14 protein-coding genes are annotated in these 18,840 nt (G+C 63.8%); 5 read left to right on the top strand and 9 right to left on the bottom strand.

All coding sequences use genetic code 11. The features are described from left to right. Positions 1-327 (bottom strand): DUF72 domain-containing protein (locus AC3D25_RS30180; RefSeq protein ID WP_488892143.1); only part of this gene is annotated, 327 nt, incomplete at its 3' end. A 296-nt stretch (positions 328-623) separates the two neighbouring features. On the opposite strand from AC3D25_RS30180, the gene AC3D25_RS30175 reads away from it, so the two are divergent. The 3 genes from AC3D25_RS30175 to AC3D25_RS30165 all read left to right on the top strand — a co-directional run bounded on the left by AC3D25_RS30175 (position 624) and on the right by AC3D25_RS30165 (position 2,683). Beyond that, a complete protein-coding gene (locus tag AC3D25_RS30175) occupies positions 624-776 on the top strand; it encodes a hypothetical protein (RefSeq protein ID WP_488892142.1) in 153 nt (50 codons plus the stop codon). 354 nt (positions 777-1,130) lie between these two features. Then, complete coding sequence (locus tag AC3D25_RS30170) at positions 1,131-2,057, top strand: 3-hydroxyacyl-CoA dehydrogenase family protein (RefSeq protein WP_488892141.1); 927 nt, start codon at positions 1,131-1,133, stop codon at positions 2,055-2,057. 8 nt (positions 2,058-2,065) lie between these two features. Then, positions 2,066-2,683, top strand: coding sequence for a flavin reductase family protein (locus tag AC3D25_RS30165; RefSeq protein WP_488892140.1), 618 nt, complete (start codon positions 2,066-2,068; stop codon positions 2,681-2,683). A gap of 69 nt (positions 2,684-2,752) precedes the next feature. Here the strand turns inward: AC3D25_RS30165 and AC3D25_RS30160 are convergent, their stop codons facing one another. The 5 genes from AC3D25_RS30160 to AC3D25_RS30140 form a co-directional block, all read right to left on the bottom strand. Beyond that, positions 2,753-4,708 (bottom strand): methyl-accepting chemotaxis protein, encoded by a 1,956-nt coding sequence (locus tag AC3D25_RS30160; RefSeq protein ID WP_488892139.1) that lies wholly within the window; start codon positions 4,706-4,708, stop codon positions 2,753-2,755. Between the two features lie 81 nt (positions 4,709-4,789). Beyond that, a complete protein-coding gene (locus tag AC3D25_RS30155; protein ID WP_488892138.1) occupies positions 4,790-5,560 on the bottom strand; it encodes a class II aldolase/adducin family protein in 771 nt (256 codons plus the stop codon). An 83-nt stretch (positions 5,561-5,643) separates the two neighbouring features. Beyond that, a complete protein-coding gene (locus tag AC3D25_RS30150; RefSeq protein WP_488892137.1) occupies positions 5,644-6,399 on the bottom strand; it encodes a class I SAM-dependent methyltransferase in 756 nt (251 codons plus the stop codon). 87 nt (positions 6,400-6,486) lie between these two features. Beyond that, positions 6,487-8,745 (bottom strand): heavy metal translocating P-type ATPase, encoded by a 2,259-nt coding sequence (locus AC3D25_RS30145; RefSeq protein ID WP_488892136.1) that lies wholly within the window; start codon positions 8,743-8,745, stop codon positions 6,487-6,489. Between the two features lie 105 nt (positions 8,746-8,850). Beyond that, complete coding sequence (locus AC3D25_RS30140) at positions 8,851-9,492, bottom strand: FMN-binding negative transcriptional regulator (RefSeq protein WP_488892135.1); 642 nt, start codon at positions 9,490-9,492, stop codon at positions 8,851-8,853. A gap of 285 nt (positions 9,493-9,777) precedes the next feature. Between AC3D25_RS30140 and AC3D25_RS30135 the strand changes: the two genes are divergently transcribed. Further along, positions 9,778-11,217 carry a DUF1254 domain-containing protein gene (locus AC3D25_RS30135; RefSeq protein ID WP_488892134.1) on the top strand — a complete coding sequence of 480 codons (1,440 nt, stop codon included), beginning with the start codon at positions 9,778-9,780 and terminating at the stop codon, positions 11,215-11,217. Between the two features lie 181 nt (positions 11,218-11,398). After that, positions 11,399-15,109, top strand: a complete 3,711-nt coding sequence (locus AC3D25_RS30130) for a DUF748 domain-containing protein (protein WP_488892133.1) — start codon at positions 11,399-11,401, stop codon at positions 15,107-15,109. Between the two features lie 39 nt (positions 15,110-15,148). Here the strand turns inward: AC3D25_RS30130 and AC3D25_RS30125 are convergent, their stop codons facing one another. From AC3D25_RS30125 to AC3D25_RS30115, 3 genes are all read right to left on the bottom strand, one after another. Further along, a complete protein-coding gene (locus tag AC3D25_RS30125) occupies positions 15,149-16,717 on the bottom strand; it encodes a DHA2 family efflux MFS transporter permease subunit (RefSeq protein ID WP_488892132.1) in 1,569 nt (522 codons plus the stop codon). Between the two features lie 90 nt (positions 16,718-16,807). After that, the gene (locus AC3D25_RS30120; protein WP_488892131.1) at positions 16,808-17,596 is read right to left on the bottom strand and encodes an ABC transporter substrate-binding protein; all 789 of its coding nucleotides are present in this window, start codon (positions 17,594-17,596) and stop codon (positions 16,808-16,810) included. A 13-nt stretch (positions 17,597-17,609) separates the two neighbouring features. Beyond that, positions 17,610-18,764 carry a methionine aminotransferase gene (locus tag AC3D25_RS30115; protein ID WP_488892130.1) on the bottom strand — a complete coding sequence of 385 codons (1,155 nt, stop codon included), beginning with the start codon at positions 18,762-18,764 and terminating at the stop codon, positions 17,610-17,612. Between the last annotated feature and the right edge of the window lie 76 nt (positions 18,765-18,840).

Genomic DNA, 18,840 nt, shown 5'->3' with positions numbered 1-18,840 from the left:
CAGGATCGCGCCGAGCTTCTCCTTCAGCGCGAAAATCCCGGACGCAAAGAAATTCGCGACCGGCCCTTCCACGTTTTTCGCGTGCTTCACATGCGTGATAAAGCGCGGCGCCTTGATGCTGAACACGAAACCGTCGGGCGTCGCGTCGTGCCATGTCGCGAACGAGGAGGGCGGCTGCAACGCATAAAACAATCCGTTCAGCTCGATGGAACTCACCGTGCGCGATGCAAAGTCGAGTTCCTTTGCCTGAGCGAGCGCTTCGGGGTAGAAATCGCCCCGCCACGGGGGATACCGCCAGCCCGACATACCAATGCGGATGCTCGCCATGATAATTTCTCGTTCAAAAGGGACATTTATGCGGTTGGACATCAATGCGCCGCGATTGCGTGCGCAGCCTGTACGACTGGATCCAATAAGGTATGAGCATGCTACGTGCCGCACCGCATCAGTGCAAACGTTTGCGCGTTCGACCCGGCCCTCAATGTGTCCGTTGTGCCAAAAATACAGATGTAGAAAAACTACGCGATTTTCTTACGCGAAATGCTGCGTTGCACTGGATCTTGGTTAGTGAAAACCCTATAATCATTTCTAAGGGATAACCCTTCCACCTACCGGAGTCAGTCATGAGCTACCTCTTCGCCCTGCTTCAGAAAGTTGCCACCCATTTCGAATCGCCGCACCTGCCGCTGGATTCGGACTATTCGTATCAAGCCCGTGCTGCAGAAGCTGAACGCGTTCGCAAGTCGCGCGGCACCGTGTTCGGAATTCGTCTGTGAGCTTGGTCGAAAGCGGCGCGGGAACGACGCGCTGAATGGGTCGACGGTGCTGTTTTTTACCGTTAAACCCGCCCGCTTTCAAGTTGTAATTGAAATACCCGCTGTGTAGTTTTTCTAACCTTCATGTTGTGCTCCATCGTGCCACACAAGGCGATCGGAGACAGCCGGTTTGACCGGTTTCAATGCGCGTTCTGCGCTGTCTGTTTCGTCTATTTCGTTTGATCCCACCGGTATTGCCTTGTTTTCCGCTCATCAAAGCCGCGGGCGTTCGTCCGGGCGCACTAGCCAGCGCCGCGCTATCCTTGTCTTCCGGGCCGCTCGGCCATTTTTCGACCAGAACAGGAAGCAGGACACTTGAACATCATCACTTTTGGCGTTGTCGGTAGCGGCTTGATGGGCGTCGGCATTGCGACGCAGGCCGCGTTGCACGGATTTCCGACCATCGTCCACGATATCGACGCCGCCCGGCTCGACGGCGTCCGCGCGAAAGCGGCAGCGGTTATCGACGAACTGATCGACGCCGGTGCCTTCGATGCGGCGCAAAAAGATGCCGTGCTCGCGCGGATCGAGACGACCGAGCGACTCGCGCGCGTCGCGCAGGCGGATTTCGTCGTCGAAGCGATTCCGGAGATTCTCGATCTCAAAAATCGCACGTACGCGGCGATCGAGCCGCTGCTCGGCGCGAAGACGATTTTCGCCAGCAATACGAGCGGCTTTCCGCCGGATCTGCTCGCCACACCGCTCGTCGATAAAACGCGCTTCCTGATCGCGCATTTCTGGAATCCGCCGCACACCATTCCGCTCGTCGAAGTCGTGCCCGGCACGCATACCGATCCGGCCGTGACGGCGCGGACCGTCGAACTGATGACGGCCATCGGCATGGAAGCCGTCGTATTGAATAAGGCGATTCCCGGTTTTGTCGGCAATCGGCTGCAATTTGCGGTGCTGCGCGAGGCGCTGAACATCGTGCGCTCGGGCGCGGCGACGCCGGAAGGGGTCGATACGGTGATGAAGGCGTCGCTCGGCCGCCGTTACGGTATGGTCGGGCCGCTCGAAAGCGCGGATCTCGGCGGTCTCGATACGTTGCTCGATATCGGCTCGCATCTGATGCCGGAACTCGCGAAGGACGAAAACGTGCTCGAACTGATGCGCGCGCAAGTGGACGCCGGGCGCGTGGGCGTGCGCAGCGGGCAGGGCTTTTACGAATGGGACGACGCGCGCCGCGCGCGCGTGGCCGACGGCCGCAAGCGGCTTCTGCGCCGGTCGCTGAACCAAGACTGAGAAAATCCATGACCGACGACGTGCATTTCTATCATCCCGACCAAGGCCACGGCCTGCGCCACGATCCGTTCAAGGCGATTGTCGCGCCGCGCGTGATCGGCTGGATTTCGAGCCAGGATGCCGACGGCCGCGTGAATCTCGCGCCGTACAGCTTTTTCGGCGCGTTCGCGACGTTCCCGTACATCATCGGATTTTCGAGCGAAGGCTATAAGGACAGCATCCGCAATATCGAGGCGACCGGCGAATTCGTCTGGAATCTGTCGAGCCGCGCGCTCGCCGAGCAGATGAACAAGAGTTCCGCGCCCGTGCCGCACGAGGTGGACGAGTTCGAGCTGGCGGACCTCACGAAAGCGCCGGGGCGCAATGTGAGCGTGCCGCACGTCGCTGAATCGCCGGCGGCGCTCGAATGCCGCTTGTTGCAGATCGTGCGGCTGAACACGCTCGACGGCACGCCGATGGACAACTGGCTTGCGCTCGGCCAGGTGGTCGGCGTGCATATCCGGCGCGAGTTCCTGAAGGACGGCATGTTCGATACCGCCGCCGCCCGGCCGATCATGCGCGCTGGTTATCGCGGCGACTACGCGGAAATCGGCGAAATGTTCGAGATAATCCGGCCGCAGTCGTAACGCTCAAAAGCAAACGGGCGGCCCCAAAAAAAGGGGCCGCCCGCGTTTTTGAACTGAAGACGCTGAAATTCAGATCCTGAAAACGCTCACCGCTTGCGCGAGACGTTCGGCCTGATCGCGCAGATCGGCGGTCGAACTTTCCGCTTCGCCGACGAGCGCCGCGTTCTGCTGCGTCGCTTCGCCGATCTGCATCACTGCGATGTTCACCTGCTCGATTCCGCTCGATTGCTCGCGCGACGCCGTGCTGATTTCGCCGATGATCGTGTTCACGCGCGCCACGCCTTCCACGATGCCGGCCATCGTACCGCTCGCTTCCTCGGCGATCCGGTAGCCTTCCGTCACGCGCCCGACCGATTCCGCGATCAATCCCTCGATTTCCTTCACCGCCGCCGCGCTGCGTTGCGCAAGCCCGCGCACTTCCGACGCGACCACCGCGAAACCCTTGCCGTGCTCGCCCGCGCGCGCCGCTTCGACCGCCGCGTTCAACGCGAGAATATTGGTCTGGAACGCAATGCCTTCGATCACCGACGTGATATCGGCGATTTTGCGCGCCGACGCGTCGATTTCGCCCATCGTCGCGACCACGCGCGTGACCGCCGTGCCGCCCGCGCGCGCAGCTTGCGTCGCGGATTCGACCAGCCGGTCGGCCTGCGACGTGTTGGCGGCGTTCTGCTGCACCGTCGACGTGATCTGTTCCATGCTGGCGGCCGTTTCCTCCAGGCTGCTTGCCTGCGTGGCGATCCGCAGCGAAATGTCGCTGCTGCCCGACGCAATGCGCGCCGTGCCTTCCGTCATGTCCGCCGACGCGTGGCGCACTTGCGCGACGATGCCCGCGAGCCCGGTCGCGATGCCGTCGATGGCGACCATCAACCGGCCAATGTCGTCCTCACGCGAAGTCGCGAGGCGCACGGTCAGATCCCCCGCGGCGATTTGCTCGGACGCCTTCGTGACGGTTTCGAGCGGCTGGCTCACCAGCTTTTTCACTGCAATCAAGAGCGCCACCACGAACGCGCCAACCACGAACAGTCCGAGCAGCAGGAAGCGGTTGCGGCTCGCGTTGACGTCGGCGAGCAGTTCATCGCGATACGCCACGCCGCCGATCAGCCAGTTCCATTCCGGCACCGTCAGGAAGGTGATTTCCTTCGTGCCGCCGTGCACTTTCGGGTCCGCGCCCGGCACGTTCGCGCCGTCGAACACGAGTTCGCCCGCGCGCGTTTCCAGCATTTTCGCGAACGGCGCGACGGCTTCGTCGGCGGGCTGGCCGACATTGCCCGGATGCACGAGCAGCTTGCCGCGATTCGCGCCATTCGACGCATCGACGACAAAGTAATAGCCGGTGTCGCCGATCTTCAGATCGCGAATGTTCTGTTGCAGCACGCCGATTTCCGCCGTCACGTCCACGCCGACGAACATCGCGCCGATTACGCGCCCGGACGCGTCCAGCACCGGTTTGTACTCCGTGATGTATTGCTTGCCGAACAGCCCCGCCACGCCGATATAGCTTTTCCCCGCGAGCACGAGCGCGTACGCCGGGCCTTTGCGGTCGAGCAGCGTGCCGATCGCGCGCGTGCCGTCCTGCTTCTTGAGCGAGGTCGTGACGCGCACGAAATCGTCGCCGGTGCGGGCGAACATGGTCGCGATCGCACCGCTGCGTTCCAGAAACTGGTCGGGTACCGAGAAATCGAGGTTGAGCGGCTTGTCGCCGGCGAGCATCGTGGGCGTCGCGACGCCGTTGATATCGACTTTCGTGGCTTCGTCGAGCGAAAAGGTGGACGGCAGGAAACTCGCGAACAGCGTCATCGCGCGCGCGACTTCGGCGCTGACGGCCTTGTTGTACAGGCCGATCATCGTGGAAATCGCGCGGTTGTCGTTTTCGACCCGCACGAGCGCTTGCCGGTTGACCTGATCGCCCGCTGAGCGCGTCACGGCAATCGTGAAACTAGCGATGATGACGGCGGCGAGCGCACACGCAAGGACGGCGAATTTTGTGCCGACGCTCGCGCGGCGAAGACGGGAATTGAACATATGCAGACATCTTGGACGAGAGGTTAGACACTCGTTTACGACCTCTGGACGCCTTTCTTTAGGTGAATATCCCGCCGCGCGTCAGGTGCGGTAGTCCGTCGCGCCGCCCTCGATCAGACGCAACGCCGCCTGCCACTGCAGCGCGACGATATCCTCGCCCTCGTCGCGCGCGAACTGCTCGGCGGTGCGCGTTCGCACCGGTTCGGACGGCATGACGAGCGGCGTGCCGCCCGCGAGCGCGCGAATCTGGATTTCGCATGCGCGTTCCAGAAAATAGATTTCCTGAAACGCCGCCGCGATCGACGTGCCGCACGCGAGCAGGCCGTGATTGCGCAGAATCATCGCGTTGTGTGCGCCGAGATCCGCGATCAGCCGTTCGCGTTCGTTCAGATCGAGCGCGATGCCTTCGTAGTCGTGATACGCGAGATGGCCGTAGAACTTCAGCGCGTGCTGGCTGATCGGCAATAAGCCGTGCTGCTGCGCCGACACCGCCGAGCCTGCCGACGTATGCGTGTGGATAACGCACGCCACGTCGGGCCGCGCGCCATGAATGGCCGAGTGAATCGTGAATCCAGCCGCATTCACGCGATACCGCGCCGGATCGCGTTCCGCGCCTTTTTCCACGACGCGCCCCAGAGGATCGATCCGCACCAGGTCCGACGCGCGCATTTCGTGAAACATGACGCCGTATCGGTTGATGAGAAACTGGTGCTCAGGACCGGGCACGCGCGCGGTAATGTGCGTGTCGATCATGTCGGTCATGCGAAAGTGCGCGGCGAGCCGGTAGAGCGCGGCGAGATCGCAGCGCACCGACCATTCTTCGGGCGAGTAACCGTGTTCGGCAGCAGACATGGGCGATGACCTCGGTGCGAGTGGCGGGCGGCCGCTCAGGATAGCATCGGCGGCCGGCGGGCTAGCGGCGGGCTAGCGGCCGGCTATTGCAGCCACGCGGGCGCGTCGCGCAACGCCAGATGCAGATGCCCGTTGTAGTGATGCAGCCGATAGCCGAAGGCGGCGAACAAGGTATCGAGCGAGGCGGGCGTATAGATCGTGATGTGACCGTTGCGCGGCGCGATATACCAATGATCGAGCGTGCGCGGCGGCGCGTCTTCCGAGGTCAGCGTGGAAAACAGCATGACGCCCTGCGCGTTCAGCGCGCCGAGCGCCTCGGCGACGGTTGCGTGGGGATCGGGCGTGTGCTCCATGACTTCGAACGCGGTCACGAGATCGAACGCGGCGCGCGGCGGTTCGGCGGCCGCATGTTCGTCCATCGGGTCCCACGTGTGCGCATCCAGCCCGCGCGCTCGCAGCGCTTCGGACAGCTTGCCGTTGCCGCCGCCGTAATCGAGGAGTTTCAGCGCCGGATTGTCGTGGATGAAATCCGCGACCATCGCCGCGAACGAGGCCGGACGCGCTTCGACGTAATCCGGATCGACGTCGACATAGCCTTCGTTGTAAATATGCGAGGCGTATTGCGCCTTCGACCAGTGATCGAAACTGCGCGTAAAGACGAGGCCGCACGCGCCGCAGCGGTGGTAGTAGACCGGCACGCCGGAAAGCGGCAGGAACCGGCCACGCTGTTCCTCGCAGGACTTGTTGAAATCGACGACGCCGTGCAGCGCCGCCTCGGTGCCGCAAACCTTGCAGGGAACCGGATGGTTCAGCGTGACGACGTCGGCGAAAAGGGTCATGGCGGTGCTCGGGAAAAATGAGCGGATGAGTCTACGCGTCGTCGCGCCGGGGCCGCCTTTTAGCAGACAAATTGTTGCAGTCGTGCTTTAGCGGGCGGCCTCAGCAGGTTTCGTAGCAGGCATTTGTGAGACTTCCCCTTCCGCCGCCGATCCCGCCCGCGCGCGCCACGTGCGCAACAGCAGCGCATTGGTCACGACGCTCACGCTCGAAAACGCCATCGCCGCGCCCGCCAGCATCGGATTGAGCAGACCGAAAGCGGCGAGCGGAATGCCGATCAGGTTGTAGACGAACGCCCAGAACAGGTTTTGCTGGATCTTGCGGTACGTGCGCCGAGAAATATCGATGGCATCGGCCACGAGCGCCGGATCGCCGCGCATCAGCGTGATGCCCGCCGCTTCGATCGCCACGTCCGTGCCGGTCGCCATCGCGATGCCGATATCGGCGGCGGCGAGCGCGGGCGCGTCGTTGATGCCGTCGCCCGCCATCGCGACCGCGCCGCGCGCCGACGCCTTGAGTTGCGCGATCACGCGGGCTTTGTCGTCGGGGAGAATTTGCGCGTGCACGTTGCTCGGGCCGATCCCGAGCGCGCGCGCGACGCTCGCGGCGCTGCCCGCGTTGTCGCCGGTGAGCATGACGCTCGTCACGTTCATCGCGGCGAGGCGCGCGATGGCCGCGCGGGCGCCGGGCTTGACGGCATCGCCGAAAGCGATCAGCGCGAGCACGCGCCCGGCGTCCGGTTCGAACAGCCACGAAATCGAGTTTCCCTGCGATTCGAGTTCGCTGGCGCGCGATGCCAGCGGCTCCGGCGTCGCGAGTTGCAGTTCGGCAAGCCAGCGGCTGCTGCCGATAGCGACGTGGCGGCCGTTCACCTCGGCCTCAACGCCACGTCCGGCGACGGCACGCGCGCCGCTTGCGTCGAAAAGCGCCGCGTTCCGGTTCGCCGCTTCGGAAACGATCGCCCGCGCCAGCGGATGCTCGCTCGAACGCTGAACGGCGGCGGCCAGCCCGAGCGCTTCTTGCCGGTCGACGCTATCTGAAGCCTCGAACGCCGTCACGCTCGGGCGTCCGACAGTCAGCGTGCCGGTTTTGTCGAAGGCGACCACGCTGATGCGGTGCGCGCGCTCCAGCGCTTCGGCGTCCTTGATGAGCACGCCGTGACGCGCCGCGACGCCGGTTCCGGCCATGATCGCGGCGGGCGTGGCGAGGCCGAGCGCGCACGGGCAGGCGATCACGAGCACCGCGACCGCATTCAGCAGCGCCGTCTCGACGCGCGCGCCGAACGCGAGCCAGCCGCCGAACGTCACGATCGCGATCACCAGAATCACCGGCACGAACACTTCGGCGACGCGATCGACGAGCCGTTGAATAGGCGCTTTCTCCGCCTGCGCCGATTCGACCAGCCGGATGATGCGCGCAAGCGTTGTTTCCGCGCCGGTCGCGGTGGTTTCCACGGCAATCGCGCCTTCGCCGTTAATCGATCCCGCCGTCACGCGCGCGCCCGCTTCCTTCGCGACGGGCAGGCTTTCGCCGGTAATCAGCGATTCGTCGATGTGCGTGCGGCCTTCGCGCAACACGCCGTCCACGGGAACGCGCTCGCCCGGGTGCACCAGCGCGATATCGCCGACCCGCACCGCGTTCAGCGCCACGTCGCGTTCGCCGCCCGGCGCTTGGGCGTCGCGCACGCGCGCCCGCTCGGGACGCAGCGCGTTGAGCGCGCGGATGGCGTCGGTGGTCTGGCGTTTCGCGCGCGCCTCCAGCCATTTGCCAAAGCGCACGAGCGTAATCACCACCGCCGACGCCTCGAAATACAGGTGCATCGTGCTGCCCGGATGCGCGAGCATTTCGTAGACGCTCAAACCCCACGCCGCCGACGTGCCGAGCGCGACGAGCAGATCCATGTTGCCGGTTTTCGCGCGCAGCGCATGGTACGCGCCGACATAAAAGCGCGCGCCGAGCACGAATTGCACGACGCTCGCGAGCGCGAGCTGGAGCCAGGGACTCAGTTCGATGGGCGCGCCGAGCATCGGCAGGATGAGCGGCAGCGTCAGCAACGCCGAGACGGCGACAGCCGCCAGTTCGCCGCGATGTACAGACGTGGTGACGGGCGCGTCGGGCAGGATCGGCGTGGCTTCGTAGCCGGCCTTGACGATCGCGGCGGCGAGTTGAGCGTCGGTGACGGACGCGTCGGCGTGGACGGTGGCTTTTTCGGTCGCGAGGTTGACCGAAACGGTTTCGACGCCCGGCACGCGCCGGAGCACTTTCTCGACCCGCGCGACGCACGACGCGCAAGTCATGCCGCCGACAGCGAATTCGGCGGTCTTGATGGACGATGAATCACTGGACATGCAACCACTCCTGTCTGGCTGGGACCACGAACCGCATCCCGATATAGCCAGTATCGACCTTCCAATGCTTGGAAGGTCAAGGGCAGCGTCAAATACAGAAGTCGATCAGAGCGGCGGCTGCGCGCTCAACATGGCATCGGCGAGCGCGTCGGTCTGGTCGGTCGCCTGACGGCGCAGGCCCGCGACCGCGCCGAGGCGGTCCGCGTCGGCTTTGTTCTGACCGAGCTTCATTTTGCCGACCAGTCGCGTCACCTCGATCTCGATCCCAACTATTGCGCCGAGCATCTGGTCGATGAAATCCTTCGGCGCGTCGCCCATTTTCCACGGCGCGGGTTCGGCGGCTTCCATCTTGCGCGTCAGACGGGCGACGAGGCCGCGCACGAAGGCTTCGTCGTCGCGGATCGCGATCCGGCCGTGCGCGTGGACCACCCTATAGTTGTAGGTCGGCACCTGACGATGCGTTTCCTGCTTGCTCGGATACCAGTTCGGCGAAATGTAGCCCGTCGCGCCCTGGAAAATCACGAGCACCTGCTGCTGCGCGGCGACCGACTGCCAGACCGGATTGGCCCGCGCCACATGGGCGCGCAGCGTGCCGTGCGGGCCCGCGGCGGCATCGAATTCAAACGGAATGTGGTTCGCGTCGAGCCCGTCCGGACCCAGCGTCACGAGCGCGCCGAGCGGATACGCGTCCATCAGCCGATGCAGTTCGTCCGCGCGGTTTTCTTCAAAGTGTGAGGGCAGATACATCGGTTTTTTAATATTGAGATGGCACAGTGGAATGGTACGCGATGCGGAAATCGGCGCAATCCGGTGTTCGACGCGCGAAACCTAGCATGGACGCGTGTCGAATCCTTGTCCAGCGGCGCTGAGCGGCGCGTTATATGCTTCTTGCCTAACTTATCGGGATAAGATAAAACCCCGATTCGACACATAAAAACTAGCGTAACGCCGTGCTGCCAGCCTTTTCAGGCGCGGATGGCACGGAGCGTTGCGACCGATAGTGATCTCGCTAAAATCGGATTTCGGACTCGAATGAAAAATAATCGACACAAGGCCTTTTCGTGGCACGCAACCCTGTGGATGGCCGCAGGCGTGAGCAGTATGGCCTTGCTGGGCGGTTGCGCGACCCGCGCGCCGGAGACGAAAAGCAGCGCCGGTTGGGTGAAGGATCAGGTAGCGGATTCGTACGTGTTCGGTTATCCGCTCGTCGCGTCCGATCTCGCGCGCGAACGCGCGGCGGGCGGCGACGGCGACCGGCCCGGCCAGGCGCCGCTCAACACGCTGCGCCACGCGACCGCGCTGCCGCCGGTCGGCGCGCCGGGACGGCCGAGTGTCGATACGCTCGAATCCACCGCGTGGCTCGATATCGCCAAGGAGCCGGTGCTCGTTTCGTTGCCGAACGCGCCGCGCGGCCGTTACTACGACGCCCGCGCCTTCGATGCGTGGACCAACGTCCTCTATTCCAGCGCCGACCGCAATCCGTTTCCCAAGGCGGTCACGCTCGCGTTCGTCGCAACTGGCTGGCATGGCGCGTTGCCCGCGGGCGTTCTGCGGGTCGAATCGCCGACGCGTTACGTGTGGTTGTCGGTACGTACGCGGGTGAACGGCGTGCGCGATGTGCGCGAAGCCCGCAAATTGCAGACGGCGATGCACGTCGAAACGCTGTCGAGCGCAAAAGGAACAGCCACGGACGCCGTCGCACCGATCGCGCCGTGGCAAGCGAACGCGGCGCCCGCTGCCGCGCCGGTGGCGGTTTCGCCTGCCGCGCAAGCCGAGTCGCTCGACGCCAGCGCGTTTTTCACGCGTCTTGCCAAGGCGCTTGACGACAACCCTGCGTCGCCCGACGACGCTCACGCGCTCGCCCAACTTGCGGAACTCGGCGTCAAGCCGGGCGAGCCGGTCGAGTTTCACAAGGGCGACGGCGACCTGCTCGCCGCCGGTCTCGCCGATGGCCGCGAGCGCCTGTCCACGGTGCCTTCGAACGCGCTGACCAAGAACGGCTGGACCTGGTTCGGCGACGGCACGGGCAATTACGGTCCCGACTACACGCTGCGCGCTTATCTCGCGCGTCGGCAGCCGGGCACGGGCACGAAGGACGGCGAGGTCAAGCCGGTGGCGCTTGTCGATAGCGACGGGCATCCGCTGAACGGCGCAAACGCCTACGTGCTGCACTTCGCGCCGAACCAGTTGCCGCCGGTGCGCGGTTTCTGGACGCTCACGGCTTACACGAAAGACGGCACGCTCGCCGATGGCCGTCTGCCGCGCTTGTCGCTGTCCGACCGCGACAAGCTCAAGAAGAATCGCGATGGGTCGATCGACGTGTACGTGTCCGCCGATGCACCGGCCAAGGCCCGCACGACGAACTGGCTGCCCGCGCCCGACGGCGATTTCCAGTTGATGCTGCGCCTTTACGCGCCGAAGCCGCAGGCGAGTGACGAGAGCTGGGCACCGCCGCCGGTGCAGCGGCAATAGGGCTGCTGACGAAAAACCGATTTTAATTCGTCGGACGAAACAAAACTGAGGGGCGGACGCGTTTCATTACGCTTCCGCCCTTTTTTATCGCGCCGTCCGGCGAAGGTGCGTCGTATACTCGGAACTCCTTGTTTCCAGGGGCATGCTGAGCCGCGCCACGCTCCGCCGCCCGCGATCCCGAATGGCAAGCGTGACTAAGAATTCATGGGCTTCGGCCGGACGAACCCTCCGGGACGCGGCAAGCGGGCAGCGCGCCCGGCGCATTGTGATCGGCGTGTTGATCGCGCTTGTCGTGATCGGGTTGCTGGGATTTTTCGCCGCGCCGCCGTTGATCCGGCACGTCGCGCAGCAGCAACTCGGCAGCTTGCTCGACCGGCCCGTCACCATCGCGCGGATCGCGCTCAATCCCTACACGCTCGATCTCGAAGCCGACCGCGTGCATATCGGCGAAGCGCAAGCGAATCTCGCGGCAAACGCCGGAACGAGCGCGAATTTCGTGGATATCGAACGGTTGATCGTGCGGCCGTCGTGGTCGTCGCTGTTCCGCCTCGCGCCTGTTATCAACGAAATCAAGGTGGATTCGCCGCGCCTGTCCATTGCGCGCTACGACAACGGGCACTTCAATTTCTCCGATCTGATCGAGAAATTCTCCAGGCCGTCGAGCCCGCCATCCGATAAACCCGCGCGCTTTTCCGTCTCGAATATTCGCGTGGAGAACGGCCGGATCGACTTCGACGACCGGCTGCTCAAGACGCGCCACGTGATCGACCGCTGGGCGATCGGCATTCCGTTTATCGCGACGTTGCCGTCGGCCACCGATATTTTCGTCACGCCGTCGCTGCAGGCGCGCATCGACGGGTCGCCGCTTTCCATCACCGGGCGCACGAAGCCGTTCGCGCAGTCGCGTGAGTCCGAGATCGCGCTGACGCTCGACGGCCTCGACGTGCCGAAAATCGCGTCGTATGCGCCTGCGTCGCTGCCTATCGCGGTGAAAAGCGGGCGACTTTCGACCGACCTGAACGTGCGTTTCCTGATCGCCGGCGACACGCCGACCATCCGTCTGAACGGCACCGCCCAACTCGTGGATCTCAATGTCACCGACCGCCAGAACGCGCCGCTTTTGGCGGCCAGCGCGGTATCGGTGAAAGTGGCGAACGCCGAGCCGTTGCGCAACATCTATCACCTCGACGATATCCGCGTGAGCCAGCCCGACGTGAAGTTCGCGCGCGAACGCGACGGCGCGTTCAGCTTCGAACGGCTGCTCGCACCTGCGACACCTGCGACATCTGCGACGCCTGCGACGCCTGCCGCCGATGCAAAGGACGCGCCGCCGCTCGATCTCGCCATCGTGCACCTGGCGGTCGATAACGGCAAAGTCGCGTTCACCGACCGCCTGATGTCGCCGTCCGTCGCGCTCGGCATCTCGAATCTCGCCGTCACGCTGGATAGTTTCTCCACGCTCGCCGCCGCGCCCGCGCGCTACAGCGTCAAGACCTCGTTCGACCACGGCGGCGCGCTGGATGCGTCGGGCGGCTTTTCGCTGCCCGCGAAGCACGCCGATCTCAAGCTCGCTCTCGACGCAATGCAGTTACCGCCGTTGCAGCCGTACATCGCGGGCGCGGTGGCCGCGCGCGTCACCGATGGCACGCTCGGCGTGGCTTTGCCGGCGACGGTGGACTGGTCGAAGCCCACGGCCGCTGTGATGATCGGCGCGGGTGACGTGACTTTGAAATCGCTGAAACTCGCGCCCAACGGTGGCGCAGCGCCGGTCGTATTGGCGTCGGCGCAAGCGAAGGTTCAGAAGATCGACGTCGCCGCGCGCAATGCCACGATCGAAAGCGTTCAGGCGAACGGTTTAGCGCTCGATGTGAAGCGTCTGAAGGACGGCACTATCGATCTGGCCGCGCTCGCCGGGCCGCACGAGGCCGCGCCGGAGCCGAGCGGCGTGCGCAAACTGCAAAAAGCGCACGAAACCGGCCCGGCGTGGCGCTATGAGATCGCGCAATTCACGCTCGCTGACAGCAGCGCCGATTTCACCGACGAAACCACCCCGAATCCGGTGAAATTGCACGTCGCGCCGCTGAATTTCAGCGCCAAGCAGATCACCGACGACCAAAGCAAGCCGCTCGCGATCGCGGGCAAGCTCACGCTGAACGGCAAGGGCGCGCTCGGCATTGGCGGCACCGTGACGCCCGCGCCGCTGAAAGTGGCGCTGCACGTGGACGGCACGCAGGTCGATGCCGCCGCGTTCGAGCCGTATTTCGGCGACAAGCTGAACGTCGCCGTCGCGAGCGCGCTGCTGAACGCGAACGGCGACGTCGCGTTCAGCAACAGCAACGGCAACGGCAGCGGCAACGCGATGCAGGCGACCTACAAGGGCGACGTATCGCTCGCCGACGTGCGCATGATCGACAAGGCGAGTTCCGACCGTTTTGCGGGCTGGAAGCTGCTCGCGCTGTCGAATCTCGCCGTGAAATACGACGATCGCGGCACCGATGTGGACGCGGCGCGCGTCGTGTTCGCGAACTTCTACGGGCGCGTGCTGCTCGACGCGAACGGCAAGCTGAACTTGCGCGATGTCGTCGCGAGCCGCAACGGCCCGGCGCAGTCCGTCACGCGCGACCGCAACGAGCCGGCTTCCGCGCCCGCGCCCGCGAGCGCCCCGCAGACCGTCACCGCCGCGAGCGGACCCGAGCGGCCGGTGAACCTGCGCTTCGGCCAGCTCGTGCTGCAGAACGGCCGCGTCACCTACACCGACAACTTCATCAAGCCGAATTACACGGCCAATCTCGTCGCGATTACCGGGACCATCGGCGCGTTCGGCACGCATTCCACGACGCCCGCGCCGGTCGATGTGGCCGCGAAACTGGCCTCGAACGGGCCGGTTTCCATCAAGGGGCAAGTCAATCCGCTGATTGCCAAGCCGTCGCTGGATTTGACGGCGAGCGCGCACGACGTCGAATTGACGAACCTCACGCCGTATTCGTCGAAGTACGCGGGCTATCCGATCACCAAGGGCAAGCTCAACGTCGATCTGCATTACATGCTCGCCGACAACCAGCTCACGGCCAACAATCACCTGTTCATCGACCAGCTCACGTTCGGCGATCACATCGACAACCCGAGCGCGACGCGTCTGCCGGTGCGGCTCGCGGTGTCGCTGCTGAAGAATTCGCGCGGCGAGATCGACGTGAATATTCCGATTTCCGGTTCCTTGTCGAACCCCGAGTTTTCGATCGGCGGTCTGGTGTGGCAGGCCATCGTCAATCTCGTGCAGAAGGCCGTGACGGCGCCGTTCACGCTGCTCGCGCACGCGTTCGGCGGGAGTGGCGAGGAGTTGGGTTACGTCGAGTTCGACCCGGGTTCGGCCGACCTGACGGACGCGGCCACGAAGAAGCTCGACACGATCGCGAAGGCGCTGGCCGACAAGCCGTCGATCCGGCTCGACGTCTCGGCGCGCGTCGATCCGCCGGTCGACGAGCCCGCGTTGCGCGCGGCTTACGTGGACCGGCAAGTGCGGCTCGCGAAGCTTCGCGACTCGGTCGGCAACGGCGCGAGCGTCGATCCTTCGACGGTCGCCGTCGCGCCGGGCGCGGAATACACGAAGTATCTGGAGAAGGCGTACAAAACGGCGGATTTCAAGAAGCCGCGCAACATGATTGGCTTGACGAAAACCTTGCCGGACGAGGAGATGAAAAAGGCGCTGGCCGAGAACGCGCCCATCGACGAAGCCAGCCTGCGCGCGCTCGCACAACAGCGCGCGGCGGCGGTGCAAGGTTATTTCGACGGGAAAATCGAGAGCAAGCGGATATTTATCGTGGCGTCGAAAATGGATTCGACGGGTATTTCCGATAAAGGCGCGGGGACGCGAGTCGATTTCGGGTTGAAGTGAGGCGCGTCGTAAAGGATTGTGGCGCGCCTCTCCAGGAAATTAATGCGCGCCCGCCGCCGCGCCACCGCCGCCACCCGCCGCGCGCTTCGTAATCCAGATGAGCGGAATAATCATCAGGAAAATCACGGCCGAAACGAAGAAAATATCGTTGAGGCCCATCATCGCGGCTTGGGTATTCAGATTGAATTCGAATATCCCGCGCGCCTGCGCTTCGCTGACATTCAGCGTGCTCCGCGTCAATTCAATCGACTGAACGAATAGCGGGTTATCGACGGTCGCGCGTTCGGTTAATCGTTCGTGATGCAATGCAATCCGGTTCGTCCAAGCATTGCCCGCCAGCGAAGTGCCGACCGCGCCGCAAAATACCCGCGCGAAATTCGATAACCCGGCCGCCGCCGGGATTTTCGACGGCGGCAGGTTCGAAAGAATAATCGACGTCAGCGGCACGAAGAACAGCGCCATCGGAATGCCTTGCAGCAAGGTCGGCAGAACCAGATGCCATGTATCGATTTCAATGACGTATTTCGAGCGCAGATAAAAAACAAACGCGAATCCGACAAACGCCATGGTCGCGATCACGCGCGCGTCGCTCCGCGGTAATACCTTGCCCATGACCGGCGCGAGAATGACGGCGAATATGCCGAGCGGCGCGGTGACCAATCCGGCATCGACGGAACGGTAATTCAGATACTGCTGCATCCATTGCGGCAATAACACGAGATTGCCGAAAAACACGCCATAAGCGACAGAAATCGCCACCGTCCCGCCAAAGAAATTTCGCCCGGCGAAGAGGCGTAAATCCACCACGGGATTCTCAGCCGTCAATTCCCAGACGACAAAAAACGCGAATGAAATCACCGCGATAATCCCGAGCCACACAATCACCGGCGACGCGAACCAGTCGAGGTCGCGCCCCTTGTCCAGCATGATTTGCAACGAAGCGACCCACGCAACCAGGAGCCCGAGACCGACCACGTCGATAGGCGCCTTGCGGGTCGGCGATTCGCGTTTGGCGTAGATGAACCATGTCACGCCGGCGGCGAAAATTCCGACCGGAATATTGATATAGAAGATCCACGACCACGAATAGCTGTCCGTGATCCAGCCGCCGAGCGCCGGCCCGGCAATTGGCCCGACGGTCGCGGTCATCGCCCAGAGCGAAAGCGCCATCGACGACTTCTCCTTCGGATACGAGCCGAGCAGGATAGCCTGCGACAACGGAATCAGCGGACCGGCGACGGCGCCTTGCAAAATGCGCGCGGCGAGGAGGACCGGCAAGTTGGGCGCGAGGCCGCACAGCCACGACGACACCACGAACAACAGGATCGCGCCGACAAACAATTTGATCTGGCCGAGGCGCTGGGTCAGCCAGCCGGTCAGCGGAATGGAGACGGCGTTCGCGGCGGCGAACACGGTAATGACCCACGTGCCTTCATCGACGGAGACGCCGAGATTGCCCGAAATGGTCGGTATCGCGACGTTCGCAATCGACGAATCCAGCACGTTCATGAACGTGGCGAGCGCGACCGCGATGGTCGCGAGCACGAGTTGGCCGCCTTGTAACGGCGGCGGCGCGCTCTGGGCGGCTTTCGGGGGCGGCGTGCTCATGGAGAATCCAGATGAAGTCGAGCCGCCAGTGTGCCAGCGTCGGAAAGACGCTGCACGAAAGGGCGGCTCGATTCAGCGGGATTTCAGCGGCTATTTGGCGGAAATGTCGATATCGCCGAGGTATTTCTTCGCGTATTTGTCGATCGTGCCGTCCGCCTTGATCTTCGCGATCGCGGCGTTCAGCTTCGATTTGAGCGCGTCGTCGCCCTTGCGCACGCCGAATGCGATGCCGCTGCCGAGAATCTTGTCGTCGCGAACCGGCTCGCCGACGAACGCGAAGCCCTTGCCGTCGGGCTTCGAGAGAAAGCCCGTCTGTCCGGCGGGCGCGAGCACAAGCGTCGCGTCGAGCCGTCCGGAAATGAGGTCCGTGTACACCTGGTTCTGGTCCTGATACGCCACGACGTTCACGCCCGCGTTCGCCCAGTGCGCCTTGGCGAAGGTTTCCTGAATCGATCCCTGCAGCACGCCCACGCTCTTGCCCTTCAGCGATCCGGTCGTCGGCAGTAACGCGCTGCCCGTTTTCGCGATCAACCGAGTCGGCACGCGATACACGACGGTGGTGAAGTCGATGGCCTGGCGGCGCTGATCGGTCGCGTTCATCGCGGAATTGATCGCGTCGAACTTGCGGCCCTGCAGCGCCGGAATCAGGCCGTCGAACGACGTTTCGACCCATTTGCACGACAGGTTCGCGGCCACGCACACGGCGTTGCCGACGTCGATATCGAGACCTTGCAAATCGCCGGTCGACGATTTCGACTCGAACGGCGGATATTGCGCTTCGAGACCGAAACGCAGCGTGTCGGCGGCGAACGCGGCGGCGCTGAACGCGCTGGCCGCGAGGAGAAGGACGCTGGCGATCGGGTGCTTCATCTGGATCATTCTGGTCTCCGGGTTAGATGGAACAAAGGCGGCGCGCGCCTTCGATCAGCGTTGCGTCGTCTTTCGCGAAACTCAGGCGGATCAGGCGATTGTCCGTGCCGTCCGTATAGAACGCCGAGAGCGGAATGGTCGCGACCTGCGCCTCGCGGATCAGGCGCAGCACGAAGTCGCTGTCGGATTCGTCGGAGATCGCGCTGAAACGGGCCAGCATGAAGAAACTTCCGGCGCTCGGCAACAGTTCAAAACGCGACTGCGCAAGCGCGTTCGCGAGCAGATCGCGTTTCTGCTGATAAAAGCCGCCGAGATGCAGGTAACTCGACGAATCGGCGAGCGCTTCCGCAAACGCGATCTGCATCGGCGTATCGGCGGAAAAGGTCATGAATTGATGGACCTTGCGAATTTCGGCGGTCAGTTCGGCGGGCGCGAGGATGAAGCCGACGCGCCAGCCGGTGACGTGATACGACTTCCCGAACGACGACACGATCACGCTGCGCTCGGCGAGTTCCGGATAGCGCGCCATGCTGTGATGGATCGCGCCGTCAAACACGACGTGTTCGTACACTTCATCCGACAGCACGATGATTTTCGTACCGCGCGTGAGCGCCGTGAGACGCTCGATATCCGCCGACGTGAACGCCGCGCCGCTCGGATTGTGCGGCGTGTTGATGAGGATCATGCGTGTGCGCGGCGTGATCGCGGCGGACACTTCGTCCCAGTCGATATGGAAATCGACCGGCGAAAGCTTGATGGCGACCGGCGTCGCGCCCTGCAGTTGCACGATCGGCGCGTAGCTGTCGAATGACGGCTCGAAGTAGATCACTTCGTCGCCGGGATGGACGAGCGCGCTGATCGACGCGTACAGGCCTTCGCTCGCGCTGGCAACCACCGTGATTTCGCCCGCTGGATCGTATTGCGCGCCGTAGAGCGACTGCGTTTTGACGGCGAGCGCCTCGCGCAACGCGGGCACGCCGGACATCGGCGAATATTGGTTATGTCCTTCGCGCATGGCTCGCGCGACGCTGTCGATCAGTTTCGGGTCGCAGGCGAAGTTCGGCGCGCCTTGCGAGAGATTCAGCGCGCCGTGTTGATCCGCGAGCTGGCCGATCACCGTAAAAATGGTCGTGCCGACATTCGGCAACTTCGATTGGGGTGTGTAGGCACTTTTCACGACGCGACTCTCCAGTAATGCGGTTCGAACCCGATTCAACCGCAGCAATAAAGCCCTAACAATCGAAACTTTGTCA

This window comes from Caballeronia sp. SL1002 (genome assembly GCF_057814995.1).
This window is presented reverse-complemented; position numbering and strand designations above follow the sequence as displayed.

Excerpts from the sequence above, each read along its gene's own strand:
- AC3D25_RS30175 (WP_488892142.1), top strand. The coding sequence starts at position 624 with ATGAGCTACCTCTTCGCCCTGCTTCAGAAAGTTGCCACCCATTTCGAA.
- AC3D25_RS30165 (WP_488892140.1), top strand. The coding sequence starts at position 2,066 with ATGACCGACGACGTGCATTTCTATCATCCCGACCAAGGCCACGGCCTG.
- AC3D25_RS30160 (WP_488892139.1), bottom strand. The coding sequence starts at position 4,708 with ATGTTCAATTCCCGTCTTCGCCGCGCGAGCGTCGGCACAAAATTCGCC.
- AC3D25_RS30155 (WP_488892138.1), bottom strand. The coding sequence starts at position 5,560 with ATGTCTGCTGCCGAACACGGTTACTCGCCCGAAGAATGGTCGGTGCGC.
- AC3D25_RS30150 (WP_488892137.1), bottom strand. The coding sequence starts at position 6,399 with ATGACCCTTTTCGCCGACGTCGTCACGCTGAACCATCCGGTTCCCTGC.
- AC3D25_RS30145 (WP_488892136.1), bottom strand. The coding sequence starts at position 8,745 with ATGTCCAGTGATTCATCGTCCATCAAGACCGCCGAATTCGCTGTCGGC.
- AC3D25_RS30140 (WP_488892135.1), bottom strand. The coding sequence starts at position 9,492 with ATGTATCTGCCCTCACACTTTGAAGAAAACCGCGCGGACGAACTGCAT.
- AC3D25_RS30135 (WP_488892134.1), top strand. The coding sequence starts at position 9,778 with ATGAAAAATAATCGACACAAGGCCTTTTCGTGGCACGCAACCCTGTGG.
- AC3D25_RS30130 (WP_488892133.1), top strand. The coding sequence starts at position 11,399 with ATGGCAAGCGTGACTAAGAATTCATGGGCTTCGGCCGGACGAACCCTC.
- AC3D25_RS30125 (WP_488892132.1), bottom strand. The coding sequence starts at position 16,717 with ATGAGCACGCCGCCCCCGAAAGCCGCCCAGAGCGCGCCGCCGCCGTTA.
- AC3D25_RS30120 (WP_488892131.1), bottom strand. The coding sequence starts at position 17,596 with ATGATCCAGATGAAGCACCCGATCGCCAGCGTCCTTCTCCTCGCGGCC.